Here is an 18,089-nt window from a genome sequence, read left to right on the forward strand (position 1 = left end):
ACTCGTTGTTGAGCGGCTGCGGCAGATGAGGAACACCTAGACCATGGCAGAACTCCAGCTCCAGTCACCGGGCAGGCAGCCCACGATCCGCGACGTCGCGGAGCTTGCGGGAGTGGCAACGTCAACAGTCTCGAGGGCCCTGAGCAATCCCGGGAGAGTGAACCACGTGACGCGCGAGCGGATCGAAGAAGCGGCCGCGCAATTGAACTACATTCCAAGCTCCCAGGCCCGCGGGCTCAGCTCCGGACGCACCCAGACCGTTGCCGTCCTGGTTCCGGACATCACCAATCCGTTCTACTTCGACATCATCCGCGGGGCTCAGCACCAGTTGAAGGCCGCCGGCTACACGCAACTGCTGGTAGACACCGAGGAATCCGCGGAAATGGAGGCCGATGCCCTGCAGAAAATGCGCCGCTCAGCCGACGGTTTCATCCTTGCCGCCTCCCGCCTGACGGACGCGCAGCTGGCCGAAGCAGCGGCACAACAGCCCCTGGTCACCATCAACCGGGCTCCAGCAATTGCACCCACTGTGGTGATCGATACGCCGTCGGCCATCATCCAGGCGCTGGAACACCTGGTCTCGCTGGGGCATACGAGGATTTGCTTCGTCGGCGGCCCGGCCACTTCCTGGTCCAATGCCAAGCGGTGGCAAGCGTTCCAGGAAGAAACGACGGAACGGAAACTGACCACATTCAGCGTGGGGCCGTTCGCACCCAAGACCACATCCGGCGCGGCCGCAGCGGACGCCGCGGTGCACACGGGGGCCACGGCATGCATCGTCTTCAATGACCTGCTGGCCATCGGGATGTTGCAGCGGCTGCGCGAACGCGGTATCCGGGTGCCCGACGACATGAGCATTGTGGGTTGCGACGACATTTTCGGAGCCGATTTCTGCAACCCGCCCCTGACCACCATGGCATCTCCCATTGAGCAAGCTGGGCGCGTAGCCGTCTCCATGCTCCTTTCCCGGCTGAATCCCCAGTACGGCGGCACCAGCCGGCGCCTGGCAGTCATGCCCACGCACCTCACGGTCCGGGCATCGACGGGCGCCGCGCCGTCGTAATCCCTACCGACGCTCGCTCACTAATGTTGTGTTTTGGCGCGACGCTCGCTCACATCTTCTGAGCGAGCGATCGGCGATTGGCGCGCATATCTGAGCGAGCGTCGTGCTCTCCCCGCCCAAGCCGCGCGCCTAAGTCACTTTGAGGATTGAAAACGGCCGCAACTGCAAGGCAGTTAGGGAGTGACACAGTTGAGTGTTTCAAGCGCTGGTTACTAGTGTTGGGGACATGCGCACACTCCAGGCCACGATCATTGCGGAAATGGGCGTCCAGCCCCGGATCGACCCTGCTGAGGAGGTGCGCAAACGCGTCACGTTCCTAAAGGAATATCTCAAGGCCACGCACACCAAGGGCTTCGTCCTGGGCATTTCCGGCGGACTGGATTCCTCCCTCGCCGGGCGGCTTGCCCAGCTGGCGGTCGAAGAGCTTGAGGCCGAGGGCGTGGAGGCTAATTTCGTGGCGGTCCGGCTCCCCTACGGCACCCAGCACGATGAAGACGACGCCCAAGCCGCGCTGGACTTTATCCAGGCCAAGACGGAGTGGACATTCAACATCTCCCGCGCGGTGGATGGTTTCGAGGATGAGTTCGAAAAGACCACGGGCGCGCGCATCTCGGATTTCCACAAGGGCAACACCAAGGCCCGGGCCCGCATGGTGGCCCAGTACGCCCTCGCCGGTGAGCACAACTACCTGGTGATCGGCACCGACCACGGAGCCGAATCCGTCACCGGATTCTTCACCAAGTTCGGCGACGGCGGCGCGGACATCCTGCCGCTCTTCGGCCTCAACAAACGGCAGAACCGTGCACTCCTCGCGGAACTGGGCGCCCCGTCCCGCATTTGGGACAAGGTCCCCACGGCCGACCTCCTGGACGGCAAGCCTGGCCGTACCGACGAGGACGAACTCGGAATCAAGTACGACCAGATCGACGATTACCTCGAGGGCCGGGAAGTCTCCGACGAGGTAGCAGAGACCATCGAGCAAAAGTACCTGCGCACGCGGCACAAGCGGACTGTTCCGGTCACGATTTTCGACACTTGGTGGAAGTAGCAGTCGCCCTAACCGGGGCCCCGGCGTCACGCTGAGCAACTTCTTGCAGCGCACGACGGCGGCCTGCCGCACCGTGGCGGGGGCGCCGCCGTCGTAATCCCGCAAAAGTGTGCCCGGCGTGACGGGACGCAATCTGCACCCGCTCACTGCCTCTTCCAAACCCTTGGATGTCCTAGTATATTGCAGTGAGGCGGATCACACGGCCGGCTTGTCCCCGGTCCGCGCTTACCCATCCACGCAGGGCGAAAGGCAGACAATGACAGTCACCGACGACTTCCGCGCAGCCCGCGACCGGCTCCTTGAGCTACGCACCGACTACTCCCAGGCGCACAGCGAATTCGAGTGGCCCCGCTTCAGCGAGTTCAACTTCGCCCTCGACTGGTTCGACCAGATCGCAGCAAACCCCGGCACGGCCAACAACCCTGCGCTGGTCATCGTCGAACAAGACGGCAGTTCCACCCGCCGCAGCTTCGCCGAGCTCTCCGCGCGGTCCTCGCAGCTCGCCAACTGGCTCCGCGGCAAGGGCGTCCACCGTGGTGACCGCATGATCATCATGCTTGGCAACCAAGTGGAACTGTGGGAACTGATGCTCGCCGGGATCAAACTGGGCCTGGTCCTGATCCCCACGACCACGCTCATGGGTCCGCGCGACATCGCGGATCGCGTGGAACGCGGCGGCGCCCACTGGGCCGCCGTCGGGAGCGCCAACATTGCCAAGTTCGCCGAAGTGCCGGGCGATTACACCCTCATTGAAGTGCACGACGGCGGCACGGCCGCCGGTCAGAACACGGCCTCCGGCCAGAACACCAGTGCCCTTCAGTACGCCGAGTCGGATTCCGCTGAGACCGAATTCGTCCCGGATGCCCCCACCGCCGCCGACGAAACGATGCTCCTGTACTTCACCTCAGGCACCACGTCACGGGCCAAGCTGGTGGAGCACACCCACACGTCATACCCCGTGGGACACCTCTCCACGATGTACTGGATCGGCCTGGAACCCGGCGACGTCCACCTCAATGTGGCTTCCCCCGGCTGGGCCAAGCACGCGTGGTCCAACGTTTTCACGCCGTGGATCGCCGAGGCCTGCGTCTTCGTCTACAACTACGATCGTTTCGACGCGAAAGCCCTCATGGATCAGATGGGGCGCGAAGGCGTCACGAGTTTCTGCGCCCCGCCCACTGTATGGCGCATGCTCATCCAGGCGGACCTGACCCTGTTGAAAACCCCGCCCACCAAGGTGGTTTCGGCGGGCGAACCGCTCAACGCCGAGGTGATCGGGCAAGTGGAGAGGGCCTGGGGCCAGACCATCCGCGACGGTTTCGGCCAGACGGAGTCAACGGTCCAGGTCGCCAATACCCCGGGGCAGCCCGTCAAGACCGGCTCGATGGGACGGCCACTGCCGGGCTACGACGTCGTGCTCGTCGACCCTGCCACCGGTGAAGAGGCCGACGACGGCGAGCTTTGCTTGCGCTTGGACCCTCGACCCGTGGGGCTCATGAAGTCCTACTTCGGCGACCCGGAAAAGACCGCTGAGGCCTTCCGTGACGGTTATTACCACACGGGCGACATGGCCAGCCGGGACGAGAACGGCGTCATCACCTACGTGGGCCGCGGGGACGATGTCTTCAAGTCCTCCGACTACCGCTTGTCCCCTTTCGAACTCGAAAGCGTCCTGATCGAACACCCCGCAGTGGCGGAGGCCGCCGTCGTGCCCTCTCCGGATCCGGTCAAGCTTTCGGTGCCCAAAGCCTTCGTGGTGCTCGCCGCCGGCTACGAGCCCGGTCCGGCCGTGGCGGAGGACATCCTCAGATACTGCCGGCAGCACCTGGCGCCGTTCAAGCGCATCCGTCGCCTCGAATTCGGCGAGTTGCCCAAGACGATTTCCGGCAAGATCCGGCGTGTCGAACTTCGAGGCACGGAGGTGGCCCGCCACGGCGACGGTCCGCTGCCAGCCGGCCTGGGCGTCGAATACACCGAGGACGAGTTCCCGAGTCTGAAAGAATAGGCAGCCAAGCAATGTCAGGAGGCAACGTGGGCAGCCCGCTCCCCCGCGACCCCATCGCCGACGCCCAGAGAAACTGGGAACGCCACGGCTGGGGCGAAGTCGCCGCGCCCATGGCGGCCATCACCGCGATCATGCGCACCCAGCAGATCCTGCTCGGGCGGATCGAGGGCGTGTTGAAGCCGTACGGCCTGACCTTCGCGCGCTACGAGCTCCTGGCGCTGCTGAGTTTCGCCCGCAGTGGCGCGTTGCCCATGAACAAAGCCAGCGCACTGCTCCAGGTGCATCCGACGTCGGTGACCAACGCCGTCGACCGCCTCGAAAAGGCAGCCCTCGTGGTCCGCTCCCCTCACCCCACTGACGGGCGCACCACGCTTATCGAGCTCACCGCGGAAGGCCGCACCCTCGCGAAGCGCGCGACGACGGCACTCAACAACGAGGTGTTCGGCCACTCCGGTTTCGGGGACGAAGACGTCGAGCACCTGATTCGCGTGCTGGGAGACTTCCGCAAGGCCGCGGGAGACTTTACCGACTGATCCCCCATCCATTGCTCCGTAGGGGTCGTTTTGAGCCTCCAAACCGACCGCTACGGAGCAATGGATTTGCTGGTGGTTCGGACCTTGTACTCGAGTTCGATCAACCCCAGGTCGTAAGTCGTCGCTCCCGTTGGGCCCACCAGCGCCGGGGCCAGGCCGGCGGGATATACGCCGCGTCCGGCTCCGATTGCCACGGCCCCATGGCGCCTTCTCAAGGGTGCTGGAAAACACGTAGCGGCGGAGGCCGTTGAGCGGGGGTGCGATGATCTCTCCGGCCGACGCCTGCGTCGGGAGCCGCCCGCGTGTTCCGCTTGTCCATATTGCGAGATCTACATATCAAATAATGAGACGATGATTTAGGGTTGCGGTTATGAAAAGTGCCGTGGAACCCTTTGTCGACCTCGAATGGTGGTCTCAAAACCATCGCCGCGTGGTGCTGGCCGATGTGCGCTGGTACCTTGACGGGCGATCCGGTCGGGAGGCGTACGACGGCGGGCACATCCCTGGCGCCGTTTTTGTCGACCTGGATCGATGGCTCTCGGCTGAGGGATCGCCACTCGAAGGAAGAAACCCGCTGCCCGCGCCGCAAGATTTTGCCCTGGGGATGCGGGAATTGGGAATCAGCGACGACGACATCGTGGTGGCGTACGACGACGCCGGCGGAGTCATCGCCGCACGCTTAGTCTGGATGCTGCGCGCCACAGGCCACAGCTCAGCAATTCTGGATGGCGGGCTGGCCAGCTACGAAGGGCCTCTGGAAACCGAACATCCTTCGAGGCCCGCCGGCGATTTCACCGCCCAGCCGTGGCCCAGCAACCGCCTGGCGGAGATCCACGAGCTCTCAATCGAAACAAACCTCGTGGTGGACGCACGCAACCGCGACCGCTTCGAGGGCAGGCAAGACCCCATCGATCCAAGGCCCGGGCATGTGCCCGGCGCGAGGAACGTACCCTGCAGGGAGAACCTGGACCACGCAGGGAAACTGCGCAGCAAGGCCGAGTTGCTGCGCATCTTCGCCACGGCGGGCATCTCGTCGGCCGAGAACGTGATCAGCTATTGCGGATCCGGAGTAACGGCTTGCCACAATCTCTTGGCCCTGGAATATGCCGGCCTCGGACACGGCAGGCTCTTGACCGGCGGGTGGTCCCAATACGGTCACGCGCTCGACCTCCCGGTCGAACTCGGGCCCGGAGTCACCACCCCATCCATTGCTCCGTAAACGACCCTTCTATGGTTGTCAAGCGCCGCAGGTGGTCGGGTTTGCCGCGTTGAGTGTTCGGTAGATCCGTCGGGCGAGATAGTGTTTCACGCACCGGCGGATCTCCCTTTTGGTCCGTCCTTCGGCTTGTCGTTTCTCGACGTATCCGATGGTCGCTGGATCGAAGGTCATCCTGCTGAGGGCGATCATGTGCAGGGCTTTGTTCAGGGTTCGGTCGCCGCCGCGATTGGGCCGGTGCCGGACGGTGTTCCCGGAAGAGGCCGGGATCGGGCTGACCCCGGCAAGGGAAGCGAAGGCGGCCTCGGAACGGACCCGGCCCTGGTGGGACCAGGCGGTGAGGCAGATCGCGGCGGTGACCGGACCGAACCCGGTTTCCTGCAGCAGGGGCGCGGCTTCGCTGATCTCGACCAGTCCGCTGATCTGGCTCGTATTGGTTTTGATGTCCGCGTCGAGTCCGCTGATGTGTTTGGCCAGCCGGACTGCTTCGGAGCGGGCAACGGAGGCCGCCAGCGGTTCGTCCCGTGCCCGCCAGCGGGATGCCTCGGCGATTTGGGTTCCGGCCAGGGGTTTGCGGGCGTCAAGGCCCAGGTCGTTCACCCTCAGGAGCGCGGTCAGCGCGTTCACGGACCGGGTGCGGTCGGTGGTCATGGACTCCCGTGCGGTGACCAGGACCCGCAAGGCTGCGCGGACCCCGTCGTTCAGCCGCGGGCGGCGCAGCTGCTGTTCCTCCAAAGGCAGGACGGCGGCGGCGATCCGGTGCGCGTCCAAGGGATCGGACTTGCCGACCCCGTGCTGGGCACGGGCATCCATCCGCGCCGCTTCGGCAACCTGGTAGCCGGCAGCGCCGACGGCACCGGCCAGCAGGGCCCCATAGGACGCGGCGCCCTCGATCACCCACAAGGTGCCCAGGTCCGCGCCGGTGCGGCGCGCCACCCAGGCGATGGCCCGGTTGATGCCGGCGCCGGTGGTCGGGAAATCCCGGGTCTGAAGCAGTTCCCCTGTTCCGGCGGCGATGATCGCGTAGACATGGTTCCTGGCGTGGGTGTCGACGCTGACGACAAACGGGTGGGAATGCGCAACGATAGACATAGCGGTTCCGGCACCTTCCTCTATTTCGCGGATATGGTCAGGGCCGCAAACGGCCGGTACCAGTCCGGGTAGAGGTCACTTCGGAACAACACTGTGACGAGCCACGCCCCGTCACACAGGGCGGGCAACCTTCTGATCAAGTCACCGAGGTGGGCCGGGCAGGTACCGGCCGCCCCACCCCACGGACGGACAAGTCGTTAGAAGGGCACCCGACGGGGCCAATCGTTTTGTGAGTCACGACCATGGCGCGGAACGGCCAATACCTACTCTGCCAGCCAGTCCCGGACCAGCCACCCCAATCCTCACAGTCGTTTTGGGCCCTCAAAACGACGCTGGGCCCACGCCGGCAGGGTTCCCTGGCCGTGGGGCCACGCCGGCGAGGGCCCCGGCCTGAGCTTGCGAAGGTTGGGAGCCGGTGGGGACTTGCGAGGTTAGGGCGCCGGTGGGAGCAATCGATTGGGCCCACACCGGCGAGGGCCCCGGCCTGAGCTTGCGAAGGCTGGGAGCCGGTGGGGACTAACGGTGCTTGAACTCCGGCTGGCGCTTCTCGGTGAACGCTGCCATGCCTTCCTTTTGGTCCTCGGTGGCGAACAATGAGTGGAAGATCCGACGCTCAAGCAGGACGCCCTGGGACAGGCTGGTTTCGAAGGCTGCGTTCACGGCTTCCTTGGCAACCATGGCAACCGGCTTGGACTTGGACGCGATCACCTCGGCGGCCTTCAACGCCTCCTCCACCACGGAATCGGCCGGCACGACGCGGGAAACGAGTCCCGCGCGCTCCGCTTCCACGGCGTCCATGAACCGACCAGTGAGGACCATGTCCATCGCCTTGGCTTTGCCCACGGCATAGGTCAGCCGCTGCGAGCCGCCCATGCCGGGAATGACACCAAGGTTGATTTCCGGTTGGCCGAACTTGGCGTTGTCCCCGGCAATGATGAAATCGCACATCATGGCAAGTTCGCAGCCCCCACCCAGGGCAAAACCGGACACCGCGGCAATCACGGGAATGCGCAGGCGCGTGAGGTTTTCCCAGCCACGGAACCAGTCGGCGGCGTACATTTCCATGTACCCCTTGGATGCCATCTCCTTGATGTCGGCGCCGGCCGCGAAAGCCTTCCCCGAGCCGGTGATCACCACAGCGCCCACCCCGGGATCTGCATCCATGTCTGACACGGCGGCCACGATCTCATTCATGGTGGCCTGGTTCAACGCATTGAGCGCCTTTGGCCGGTTCAGGGTCACCAAGCCCACCCGTCCACGGAGTTCCACCAGGATGTTTTCGTACTGCTGCGCCAAGCCGTGCCCCTTTTGTCGGTTGCTCAGTAAGTCGGTTGCTGAGGAAAAAGAAACTACCCGCCAAGGCTACTTGGCGGACTTGTCCCGAATGTCAGTGATAATGCCGGAGAAGTCGCGCCCAGCTCCGCCTTCGGCCGCGAAAGCGTCGTAGATCTGCGATGCCAGGTGCCCCATTTGCCCGTCCACTCCGGTGCTCTCAAGCGCGTTGACCGCGAGCCGGAGGTCCTTCGCCATGAGCGCACCGGCGAATCCGGGTTGGTAGTCGCGGTTGGCCGGGCTCGTGGGGACCGGCCCGGGAACGGGGCAGTTGGTGGTCAGCGCCCAGCACTGCCCCGAGGCGTTGGAGGCGACGTCGAACAACGCTTGGTGCGTCAGGCCCAGCTTCTCGCCCAGGACGAAGGCCTCGCTGACCGCAATCATGGAAACGCCCAGGATCATGTTGTTGCAGACCTTGGCAGCTTGCCCGGCTCCGTGGTCACCGCAGTGCACGATCCTCCGGCCCATGAGTTCCAGGATCGGCTTCACTGTTTCGAAGTCCTCGGGCAGCGCCCCGACCATGAAGGTCAGGGTTCCGGCTTCGGCACCCATCACGCCTCCGGAAACGGGCGCGTCCACGGAGCGATGGCCAGCCTCCAAGGCAATGGCTGCGGCCTCGCGGGCCTCGTCGACGTTGATGGTGGAGCAGTCCAGGAAAAGTGTGTCCGGCGCAGCCACCGAGAGCAGGCCCGGTGCGCCGTCCGCTCCCCGGTAGGCGTCCAGGACGTGCTTGCCGCTGGGCAGCATGGTCAGGACAACGGAGGCACCCGCAACGGCTTCCGGAGCTGAATCCACCGTGGCAATGCCGTGTTCCCGGGCCACCTCGAGTGCTGCCGGCACGGGATCGTACGCGACAACTTGATGACCTGCTTTGACAAGGTTCACGGCCATGGGGCCGCCCATGTGGCCAAGGCCAAGGAAAGCGATGGTGCCGGAAGCGGCGTTTTCAGACATGGTCGGACTCCTTTGAATGAAGTTTGAGTTCACGTTCGCCGAGCGATGCGAAGAAGCCGTCGACGGCGGCCGGCGACACCTCCGCCAGGGAAGCTGGCTTCCATTGTGGGTTGCGGTCCTTGTCCACCACCTGGGCGCGGATCCCTTCGCGGAAGTCCGGCCCGGCCAGGCACCGCACGCCAACGCGGTATTCCTGTTCCAAGGCCTCCTCGAGGGAGAGCCCCCGGACGCGCCGCAACGATTCCAGGGTGACTTTCACGGCAGTGGGCGACTTCGCCTCGATCGTGTCCGCAGCGGCAGCGGCGTCCCCGCCAGCGGTGCGCAGGCTGCTGACGATTTCCTCGGCGTCGTCGGAAGCATAGGCGGCATCGATCCACTCGCGCTGGCCGGACAGTGCCGAGGCCGGCGGTTCCTGCACAAAGCGCTCGACGGCGGCCTCCGCCGTCAAGCTTTCCAGCGCTTCCGCGAGCGCGGGCAGGCTTTCGGACGGCACGAAGTGGTCCGCGAGCCCCAGGAACAGGGCATCGGCCCCGCTCAAGTGGGCACCCGTGAGTGCCGCGTGGGTGCCCGACTCCCCCGGTGAGCGGGACAGTAGGAGGGTCCCGCCGACGTCGGGCACAAAACCAATGGTGGTTTCCGGCATGCCGGTACGGGTCCGTTCGGTGACCACACGGAGCGAGCCATGCGCGGAGATCCCGACGCCGCCGCCGAGGACCAGCCCGTCCATGAAGGCCACGTAGGGTTTCGGGTACCGGGCAATGAGCGAATTCAAGCGGTACTCCGCAGCCCAGAAGTCCGCAGTCTGATCCCCGTGGCGCAGCATGTCGTCGTAGATCGCCACGATGTCTCCACCCGCGCACAGTCCGCGATCCCCGGCGCCGTGCACCAAAACCGTCTTGACGGCGTCGTCGTCCGCCCAGGCGGTGAGCTGCTCCAGCATCGCCGTGACCATGCTGGCGGTGAGGGCGTTGACGGCCTGGGGCCGGTTCAGGGTGATGACGCCGAGGTGGCCGCGCTTCTCGAAGAGAACCTCAGCCATTAGCTGCCGGCCGGCATCACGAAGCTGGCGCCCTGGCGGATGCCCGAGGGCCAACGGGTGGTGACCGTCTTGGTCTTGGTGTAGAAGCGGAAGGCGTCCGCGCCGTGCTGGTTAAGGTCGCCGAAGCCCGAGGCCTTCCAGCCGCCGAAGGTGTAGTAGGCAATCGGGACGGGAATGGGAACGTTGATGCCCACCATGCCCACTTCAACGCGGCTCGCGAAGTCGCGGGCGGAGTCGCCGTCGCGGGTGAAGATCGCGACGCCGTTGCCGAACTCGTGCTCGGAGCAGAGCCGCAGCGCTTCTTCGTAGTCGGCTGCGCGGAGGACGCTCAGGACCGGGCCGAAGATCTCCTCCTTGTAGATGGACATGTCCTTGGTCACGTTGTCGAAGAGGGTCGGGCCCACCCAGAAGCCTTGCGGGTACCCATCCACTGCGAGCCCGCGTCCATCGGTGACAAGTGTGGCGCCTTGGTCGACGCCGGCCTGGATGTAACCCTCGATCCGTTCTTTCGCCGAGGCTGCCACCACCGGGCCGAAGTCCGAGTCCTTGGCCAGGCTGGGGCCAACCTTCAGTCCCTTGATGCGGTCCTGCAGCTTGGAGACGAGCTCGTCGGCCGTCTCCTGGCCAACCGGTACCGCCACCGAGATCGCCATGCAACGCTCACCGGCGGAGCCGAAGCCGGCACCGATGAGGGCGTCCGCGGCCATGTCCAGATCGGCGTCGGGCATGATCACCATGTGGTTCTTGGCGCCGCCGAAGCACTGGGCGCGCTTGCCGTGGGCCGCGGCCGTGGCGTAGATGTACTGGGCAATCGGCGTGGAACCGACGAAGCCGATGGCCTTCACCCGCGGATCCTCGAGGAGGGTGTCAACGGCTTCCTTGTCGCCGTTGATGACGTTGAAGACGCCGTCCGGCAATCCGGCCTCCGTGAAGAGTTCTGCCAGGCGCAGCGGCACCGAGGGGTCGCGCTCCGAAGGCTTCAGGATGAAGGCGTTGCCGGCCGCCAGCGCGGGGCCGGACTTCCAGAGCGGAATCATGGCCGGGAAGTTGAAGGGCGTAATGCCCGCGACGACGCCGAGCGGCTGGCGCAGCGAGTGGACGTCGATGCCCGTTCCGGCGTTGTCCGAGAATTCACCCTTGAGCAGGTGCGGCGCACCGGCGGCGAACTCCACCACCTCGATGCCACGCTGGATGTCGCCCTTGGCGTCGGGGAAGGTCTTGCCGTGCTCGGAGGAGAGGAGCGTGGCGAGTTCGTCCATGTGCTCGTTGACGAGGTCCACGAACTTCAGCAGGATCCGGCCGCGGCGCTGCGGGTTCATGGCGCCCCATTCGAGCTGGCCTTTTTCCGCGTTCGCGATCGCGTTCCTGACCTCATCAGCGCTGGCCAAGGGAAGCTTCGCCTGGACCTCTCCCGTGCAGGGATCGTAGACATCGCTGAAGCGCCCGGAGGTCCCGTCGATCCTCTGGCCGTCAATGTAGTGGGAAAGTTCGCGCACCATGGAATGCTCCTTTGCATATGGGGAATGCCCGCCATCGGCCTCGAAGGCACATGTCCAACTGCGCTCCGGGACGTCTTTGATCCCGAATATACTCGGACTTCCTACTAATTTCTAGAGGACTTCAGCTCCTGCCCTCAACACCCGACCACATTTGGAAATGCCCGACGCCGGAACCTGCGTAGTGCGGGGATGTGCCGGTCTGTGCTCGGCGCAAAGGTGGTAGACCGTGGTGGCCCGGCTCAACGAGGCAGCGAGCCGTAGGCATCCAGCGCTTCCCGGCGCGAGGCTTTAAGGTCCACCACGGGCTCTGGATAGTCGGCCGTGGCCAGCTCCGGGATCCACTGGCCAACGTAGCTGCCGTGGGGATCGAATTTCGCGGCCTGGGTCTCCGGATTGAAGATCCTGAAGAACGGCGAGGCATCCGCACCGGAACCAGCCACCCACTGCCAGTTCGCGGGATTGGACGCAGGATCGGCATCTACCAGGGTGTCCCAGAACCATTGCTCGCCCAGTTGCCAATGTATGCCAAGGTTCTTCACCAAGAGGCTGGCCGAGACCATGCGAACCCGGTTGTGCATCCATCCCGTGGTCCACAACTGCCGCTGCCCCGCGTCCACCAACGGGAAACCGGTGCGGCCCTCCTGCCATGCGCGAAGGAGGGTGGCGGTATCCTGCGTGGAGGCTTCCTGACCACCCGGCCAAGCCCACGGATAGTGGTCGAAGCCCGGCCGCAAATTGGCCGTTGCCAGGTCCGGGTGATGGAAGTATTGGTGCCAGCAGAATTCACGCCATCCAAGTTCCGAGGCGAAGACTGCGGCGACCTCGCCCAGTTCCCGACGCCGGCCCTGCTGGGCATGCCATACCTCGAACGGGCTGAGTTGCCCCCAGCGCAAGAAGGGCGACAACCGGCTACTGCCCGGTAGGTCCGGACGGTCCCGGTTCACCGAATAGTCCGCCAGCCCGTGCTCCACGAAGTCATCAAGGAGCTCATGCGCCTGGGCCGAACCCGGTTGCCAACTCTCGGACAATCCACCAGACCAATCGGGGTTCCGCGGCAGCAATCCCCAAGTGTCCAATTCCTCGGATTCAGGCAGCTGGCCGGAGAATCCCTGGCCCGGTTCCGGAGCTTCCAGCGGTTCGCGGAAATCCAACCCGGATACGGTGCGCCAAAAAGGCGTGAAGACCCTGAAGGGTCCGCCTTGCTTGGTGGTGACGGCCCACGGTTCGTGCAGCAAGGAGGCCTGGAAACTCTCCGCGTGCATCCCGGACTCGCGCGCCCAGGTCTTGATGCCGGCGTCGAGCATCCGCTCTGCCTCGCCATAACGGCGGTTCCAGTACAGCGATCCGGAATCCATCGCCGTCGCGGTTTCCCGGATGATCTCCGCCGCCGGCCCGCGGCGCAACATGAGCGGTACGCCGAGGGCGGCGAGGTCTTCTCGAAGGGCAAGCAGGGAATGATGCAGCCACCAGCGGGAAGCGCCACCGAGCGGCCTGATGCCGGGCGATTCCTCGTCGAGGACATAGAGCGCGACGGCGGCTCCATCGTCGGCTGCCGCCCGCAGCGCCGGGTTGTCCGTGGCGCGGAGGTCGTCCCGGAACCACACGATTGACGGCTTCACTCATCCCCCTCGGATTTTGTGCACAGGCCATGCCCCCTAAGACGAATCTTAAGGGGCATGATCTGTGCGCAATCTACTGAGATCTATTTCGGCATCAGGACGGTGTCAACCAGGTACACCGTGGCGTTGGCGGTGTGGACGCCACCGCAGATCACGGCGGAGCCTCCGTCAACCTTGAGTGCGTCCTTGGTTCCCGTGACGGTCACCGAGTCGCCCTCAACCGTCTTGTGGGTGCCCACGATCTGGTCCGGGGTCAGCTGGCCGGGGATGACGTGGTAGGTGAGGATCTTGCTCAGGAGCGCGTCGTTGGTCTTGAGGCTGTCGATGGTGGCAGCGGGGATCTTGGCGAACGCGCTGTCCACAGGTGCGAAGACAGTGAACTGGCTGCTGTTAAGCGTGTCCACCAGGTTCACCTTGGGGTTCAGCTTGCCGGACACAGCGGCCGTGAGGGTCTTGAGCAACGGGTTGTTGGAGGCGGCCACGGCTACGGGATCGAGAGCCATGCCGGCAACGGAACCTGCACCGCTGGGGACCTGGGAGGCGTAAGCTGCACAGCCCGGGCCAACCAGGTCTTTGCTCGGGTCCATCGCGGCGCTTGCCGAAGCCGAAGGGGTCGCCGCCATGGTGGTGGCGGGAGCGGGAGACGAGGACTGAGCCGTGGAGGCGGATCCGCCACAAGCAGTGAGGCCCAGCAGGGCGGAAGCGGCGAGGCCGGCGATCGCAAAAGACGTGCGCTTTGTAGAAAGCATGACATTTCTCCTTCAAACGGACTGACATTCGGTGCCGGTTGATTCCGGCGTGAAAGCACTTCACCTTTGCGGGCTAAGTCCTTATGCCAGCTATTCGGAGGTATGGGTCGGGTGGATGGGTGAGTTTCAAAACTAAATTTGGATGCCCCTCAAGCGGAGCTCATGCGGTGGGCTTCTTCCATGAGCAACTTGCCGAGGAATTCCTGGCGTTCAGGGCGGAATCGCGGTTCGATGCCTGTGAGGGACAAAGCGCCGATCGGCCTGCCCAGTTGGTCGAAAACGGCGGCCGCCATCCCCCAACTGCCCTCGAGGACCAGGCCGGGATTCACCGAGTACCCGGCCATTCGGGTCTGCTCAAGGTTCCGGCGCACCAAACTCTCGGTGTGGCCAGTGGCGAAGTCCTCCGCATGCCGTTCCCAGCCGGACAGGATCGTTTCCTGTTCCTCATTCGACAGGAATGCCATGATCGCCGTGCCGGCCGACGCCACGCCGAGCGGGAACCTGACGCCCTCGTGCAAGACGAAGGAGCGCACGGGGAAGCTGCCTTCCTCTCGGAGCACACACACGGTTTCGTGGCCACGACGGATGGAATAGAAGGCGCTTTCCCCGCTCTCCTCGGCCAGGCGGCGCAGGCTGGGCCGGGCCAGGTCCTCAAACGGGAACCGAGCCGCCGCCACTGACCCCAGCAGAAAGATCTCCGGCCCCAGGATCCAGTTGCCGGTCCGCTGCTCGTGGTCCAGCAGGCCTTCGGCGGCGAGGGACGCGAGCAAGCGGTGCACCGTCGGGCGCGTCAACCCCGACTCGCGGACCAAGCCAGAGATGGACATGCCCTCCGGTTTGCGTCCCACGAGCCGGAGGAGCGCGGCGACCCTACTCACCACTTGGGCACCCTGGACCGGCTTGATGTGCGGCTGCTGAGTCGGCAAACTCTACCCCTCTCCAAAATTTCCTCCACAATGTGGACACTTTAAAGACTACCGTCCACACTGTGCGAATTAAGCCCTAACGGCCCTGTCACGCCGTTGACCCTTCAGAGCGAACCGCCATAAGCTCCATGCCCAGACGACCTTCCCAGACAACTAGCTCAGACCCGTGTCCACAAAGTGGATATCCGCTGAGTGACCCTACTCAATGATGAGGACAATGCCATGGCCAAAATCCAGCCCAGCGCAGCCGCTGCACTGCAGGACGTCCTGCGCGACGGCCAGACCCTCGCCGTCGGCGGTTTCGGGCTCAGCGGCATCCCCGCGGACCTGATAGACGCCGTCCGCGATTCGGGCGTCAAGGACCTGACAGTGGTCTCCAACAACATGGGCATTGACGGCAAGGGGCTTGGCGTACTCATCGAAGCCGGCCAGGTCCGCAAGGTCATCGCCTCGTACGTGGGCGAGAACAAGCTCTTCGCCGAGCAGTACCTCTCCGGCCGGCTCGAGGTCGAATTCGCTCCCCAGGGCACCTTGGCCGAACGCCTCCGCGCCGGTGGTGCCGGCATCCCCGCCTTCTATACCCGGACCGGCGTCGGGACCTTGGTTGCCGAGGGCAAGCCGCTCGAAGAGTTCGACGGCGTCACGTACGTCCGCGAGCGCGGGATTGTCGCCGACGTCGCGCTGGTCCACGCGCATACCGCGGACACGGACGGCAACCTGATCTACCGCTACACGGCCCGGAACTTCAACCCCGTGGTGGCGACGGCGGGAATCGTGACCATCGCGGAGGCCGAAGTGATCGTGCAGCCCGGCGAATTGGATCCGAACCACATCGTGACACCCGGCGTCTACGTCCAGCGACTGGTCCAGGCGAGCAACCGGGCCAAGGACATTGAGCAGCGCACGGTGCGCCCGCGGCTTTCTAGTACAGCCCGGCCCCGCCCTGAAGCCCTGGCCGTTTAAGCACCCCCAGCGAAGGAGAACCACCATGGCATGGACCCGCGACGAAATGGCCGCCATTGCGGCCCAGGAACTCAACGACGGCGACTACGTCAACCTCGGCATCGGCATTCCCACCCTCGTTGCCAACAACTTGCCCGAAGGCGTGCGGGTTGTCCTGCAAAGTGAAAACGGACTGCTCGGCATGGGACCTTTCCCCTATGAAGGCGAGGAAGACGCCGACCTCATCAACGCCGGCAAGCAGACCGTCACGGTCCTGCCCGGCGGCAGCATCTTCGACTCCGCGACGTCTTTCGGGATGATCCGCGGCGGACACGTCAAGGTTGCCATCCTCGGCGCCATGCAGGTTTCCGGCAACGGCGACCTCGCCAATTGGACGATTCCGGGAAAGATGGTCAAGGGCATGGGCGGCGCCATGGACCTGGTCGCAGGGACGCCACGCGTCGTGGTCCTCACAGAGCACAACGCCAAGGACGGGAGCGCCAAGATCGTCCGGGAATGCACCCTGCCGTTGACGGGCCTGGGGGTGGTGGACCGCATCGTCAGTGACCTCGCAGTGTTCGACATCTTGCCATCCGCGAACGACGACGGCCGGCGGCAGCTCACGCTGACCCGCCTCGCCCCCGGGGTCACCGTGGAGGAGCTCCGCGGAAAGACCGAGGCAGCATTCGACGTCGCATTGGAAACTACCCCTGCTTTGGAAGGAACACGGGCATGAGCCTGAAAGACCAGTTCGGCAAAGATGTCCTCCTCACCGGTTGGGGACACAGCAAATTCGGCAAACTGACGGACGAGACGCTGGAGTCACTGATCGTCCAGGTGTCCACGGAGGCCATCCAGAACTCCGGCCTCGAGCCGCAGGACATTGACGAGATCTACCTCGGCCAGTTCAACTCAGGCATGCAGCCCCTGGGTTTCACGTCCTCCTTGGCCCTGCAGCTGTCCGAGGATCTTGCCAATGTGCCCGCAACGAGAACCGAAAACGCCTGCGCTTCCGGTTCCGCAGCATTCCAGCAGGGCGTAAAGGCTGTCTTGGCCGGCACTGCCCGCAACGTCCTGGTGATCGGCGCCGAAAAGATGACGGACGCGGGAGCCGACGTCGTAGGAGCAGCGCTCCTTGGGGCCTCCTACGAGATGGCGGGCAAGCCGTCCACCACCGGCTTCACCGGGCTGTTCGCCGAGGTAGCGAAGCACTACGAAAAGCGCTACGGAACTGGCATGGAGGGCCCTGGCTTTGCCGGAGGCCTAAGCGACATCCTCGGTTCCATCGCCGCCAAGAACCACCACAACGGCATGGACAACCCCTACGCGCAGATGCACCGGGACCTCGGCGAGGAGTTCTGCCGGACGGTTTCCGAGAAGAATCCCATGGTTGCCGAGCCGCTGCGGCGCACCGACTGCTCCCCCGTATCCGACGGCGCCGCCGCCGTCGTGCTCTCCCTCGGCCCGGCGTCGGGCGCTGCTACCGAACCCGTACGGCTGGCCGGCTTCGGGCACGCGAACGATTTCTTCCCGGCAGAGCGCCGCGACCCCACGGAGTTCGCCGCCACGCGGGTCTCCTGGGAGCGCGCGCTGGCGATGGCCGGCGTCGGGATCGAAGGACTGGACTTCGCCGAAGTGCACGATTGCTTCACGATCGCCGAACTGATCATGTATGAGGCCATGGGACTGACGCCGCGCGGCGAAGGCTCACGGGCAGTGCAGGAAGGCTGGGTCTACAAAGACGGCAAGCTGCCCATTAACGTGTCCGGCGGACTCAAGGCCAAGGGCCACCCCGTGGGCGCAACGGGTGTGTCGCAGCACGTCATCGCGGCGATGCAGCTCACCGGCACCGCAGGCGCCATGCAACTGCCCAACGCCCGCCGCGGAGCCGTACAGAACATGGGCGGCGTAGGCATCGCGAATTACGTGAGTGTCCTGGAAGCAGTCTAGCCTCGGTATTTCACAGGGCGGCCAACCCAACTAATACGAAAGTACGGGTGGGTCAGGCTGCGGTGACGGGTGTGATGGTGACGTTGTAGCCGAGGCTGGTGAGTTGTTTTATGGCGTTGTTC

17 protein-coding genes are annotated in these 18,089 nt (G+C 64.8%); 8 read left to right on the forward strand and 9 right to left on the reverse strand.

The features are described 5' to 3' along the window. Window positions 1–43 precede the first annotated feature (43 nt). The 4 genes from NFJ07_RS17375 (at window position 44) to NFJ07_RS17390 (ending at window position 4,649) form a co-directional block, all read left to right on the forward strand. Window positions 44–1,063 (forward strand): LacI family DNA-binding transcriptional regulator, encoded by a 1,020-nt coding sequence (locus NFJ07_RS17375; protein WP_269996140.1) that lies wholly within the window; start codon window positions 44–46, stop codon window positions 1,061–1,063. Window positions 1,064–1,289: 226 nt separating this feature from the next. Beyond that, window positions 1,290–2,111 (forward strand): ammonia-dependent NAD(+) synthetase, encoded by an 822-nt coding sequence (gene nadE, locus NFJ07_RS17380; RefSeq protein ID WP_269996142.1) that lies wholly within the window; start codon window positions 1,290–1,292, stop codon window positions 2,109–2,111. Between the two features lie 256 nt (window positions 2,112–2,367). After that, on the forward strand, window positions 2,368–4,116 hold the full coding sequence (locus NFJ07_RS17385) for an AMP-binding protein (protein WP_269996144.1): 1,749 nt from the start codon (window positions 2,368–2,370) through the stop codon (window positions 4,114–4,116). A 26-nt stretch (window positions 4,117–4,142) separates the two neighbouring features. Then, on the forward strand, window positions 4,143–4,649 hold the full coding sequence (locus NFJ07_RS17390; protein WP_269996145.1) for a MarR family winged helix-turn-helix transcriptional regulator: 507 nt from the start codon (window positions 4,143–4,145) through the stop codon (window positions 4,647–4,649). 50 nt (window positions 4,650–4,699) lie between these two features. Here NFJ07_RS17390 and NFJ07_RS17395 read toward each other — a convergent pair whose 3' ends face one another. Further along, window positions 4,700–4,843: a hypothetical protein gene (locus NFJ07_RS17395; protein WP_269996146.1), complete on the reverse strand. Its 144-nt coding sequence runs from the start codon at window positions 4,841–4,843 to the stop codon at window positions 4,700–4,702. Between the two features lie 176 nt (window positions 4,844–5,019). Between NFJ07_RS17395 and NFJ07_RS17400 the strand changes: the two genes are divergently transcribed. After that, a complete protein-coding gene (locus tag NFJ07_RS17400; RefSeq protein WP_269996148.1) occupies window positions 5,020–5,868 on the forward strand; it encodes a sulfurtransferase in 849 nt (282 codons plus the stop codon). A gap of 18 nt (window positions 5,869–5,886) precedes the next feature. Here the strand turns inward: NFJ07_RS17400 and NFJ07_RS17405 are convergent, their stop codons facing one another. The 8 genes from NFJ07_RS17405 to NFJ07_RS17440 form a co-directional block, all read right to left on the reverse strand. Continuing rightward, window positions 5,887–6,957 carry an IS110 family transposase gene (locus NFJ07_RS17405; protein ID WP_269996149.1) on the reverse strand — a complete coding sequence of 357 codons (1,071 nt, stop codon included), beginning with the start codon at window positions 6,955–6,957 and terminating at the stop codon, window positions 5,887–5,889. Window positions 6,958–7,473: 516 nt separating this feature from the next. Further along, the gene (locus NFJ07_RS17410; protein WP_269996150.1) at window positions 7,474–8,253 is read right to left on the reverse strand and encodes an enoyl-CoA hydratase; all 780 of its coding nucleotides are present in this window, start codon (window positions 8,251–8,253) and stop codon (window positions 7,474–7,476) included. A gap of 66 nt (window positions 8,254–8,319) precedes the next feature. Next, on the reverse strand, window positions 8,320–9,243 hold the full coding sequence (mmsB, locus tag NFJ07_RS17415; RefSeq protein ID WP_269996152.1) for a 3-hydroxyisobutyrate dehydrogenase: 924 nt from the start codon (window positions 9,241–9,243) through the stop codon (window positions 8,320–8,322). Continuing rightward, complete coding sequence (locus NFJ07_RS17420; RefSeq protein WP_269996154.1) at window positions 9,236–10,282, reverse strand: enoyl-CoA hydratase/isomerase family protein; 1,047 nt, start codon at window positions 10,280–10,282, stop codon at window positions 9,236–9,238. Before NFJ07_RS17420 ends, mmsB begins: the two co-directional genes overlap by 8 nt. Then, window positions 10,282–11,781 carry a CoA-acylating methylmalonate-semialdehyde dehydrogenase gene (locus tag NFJ07_RS17425; RefSeq protein WP_269996156.1) on the reverse strand — a complete coding sequence of 500 codons (1,500 nt, stop codon included), beginning with the start codon at window positions 11,779–11,781 and terminating at the stop codon, window positions 10,282–10,284. The genes NFJ07_RS17420 and NFJ07_RS17425 overlap by 1 nt, the downstream gene beginning before the upstream one ends. A gap of 239 nt (window positions 11,782–12,020) precedes the next feature. Next, entirely contained in the window at window positions 12,021–13,400 is a 1,380-nt protein-coding gene (locus NFJ07_RS17430) for a cryptochrome/photolyase family protein (protein ID WP_269996157.1), read from the reverse strand. A gap of 83 nt (window positions 13,401–13,483) precedes the next feature. Then, entirely contained in the window at window positions 13,484–14,149 is a 666-nt protein-coding gene (locus NFJ07_RS17435; RefSeq protein WP_269996159.1) for a fasciclin domain-containing protein, read from the reverse strand. 149 nt (window positions 14,150–14,298) lie between these two features. Next, window positions 14,299–15,075: an IclR family transcriptional regulator gene (locus NFJ07_RS17440; protein ID WP_269996161.1), complete on the reverse strand. Its 777-nt coding sequence runs from the start codon at window positions 15,073–15,075 to the stop codon at window positions 14,299–14,301. A 222-nt stretch (window positions 15,076–15,297) separates the two neighbouring features. On the opposite strand from NFJ07_RS17440, the gene NFJ07_RS17445 reads away from it, so the two are divergent. From NFJ07_RS17445 to NFJ07_RS17455, 3 genes are read left to right on the forward strand one after another with little or no spacing between them, the layout of a single operon-like run. Then, a complete protein-coding gene (locus NFJ07_RS17445; protein ID WP_269996169.1) occupies window positions 15,298–16,038 on the forward strand; it encodes a CoA transferase subunit A in 741 nt (246 codons plus the stop codon). Between the two features lie 25 nt (window positions 16,039–16,063). Further along, on the forward strand, window positions 16,064–16,753 hold the full coding sequence (locus NFJ07_RS17450; RefSeq protein ID WP_269996162.1) for a CoA transferase subunit B: 690 nt from the start codon (window positions 16,064–16,066) through the stop codon (window positions 16,751–16,753). Further along, window positions 16,750–17,967, forward strand: a complete 1,218-nt coding sequence (locus NFJ07_RS17455; protein WP_269996164.1) for an acetyl-CoA acetyltransferase — start codon at window positions 16,750–16,752, stop codon at window positions 17,965–17,967. Before NFJ07_RS17450 ends, NFJ07_RS17455 begins: the two co-directional genes overlap by 4 nt. Window positions 17,968–18,089: the final 122 nt, after the last annotated feature.

The sequence above is a fragment of the Arthrobacter sp. B2a2-09 genome (assembly GCF_027587375.1).
In the GTDB taxonomy this organism is placed as follows: Bacteria; Actinomycetota; Actinomycetes; order Actinomycetales; family Micrococcaceae; genus Arthrobacter.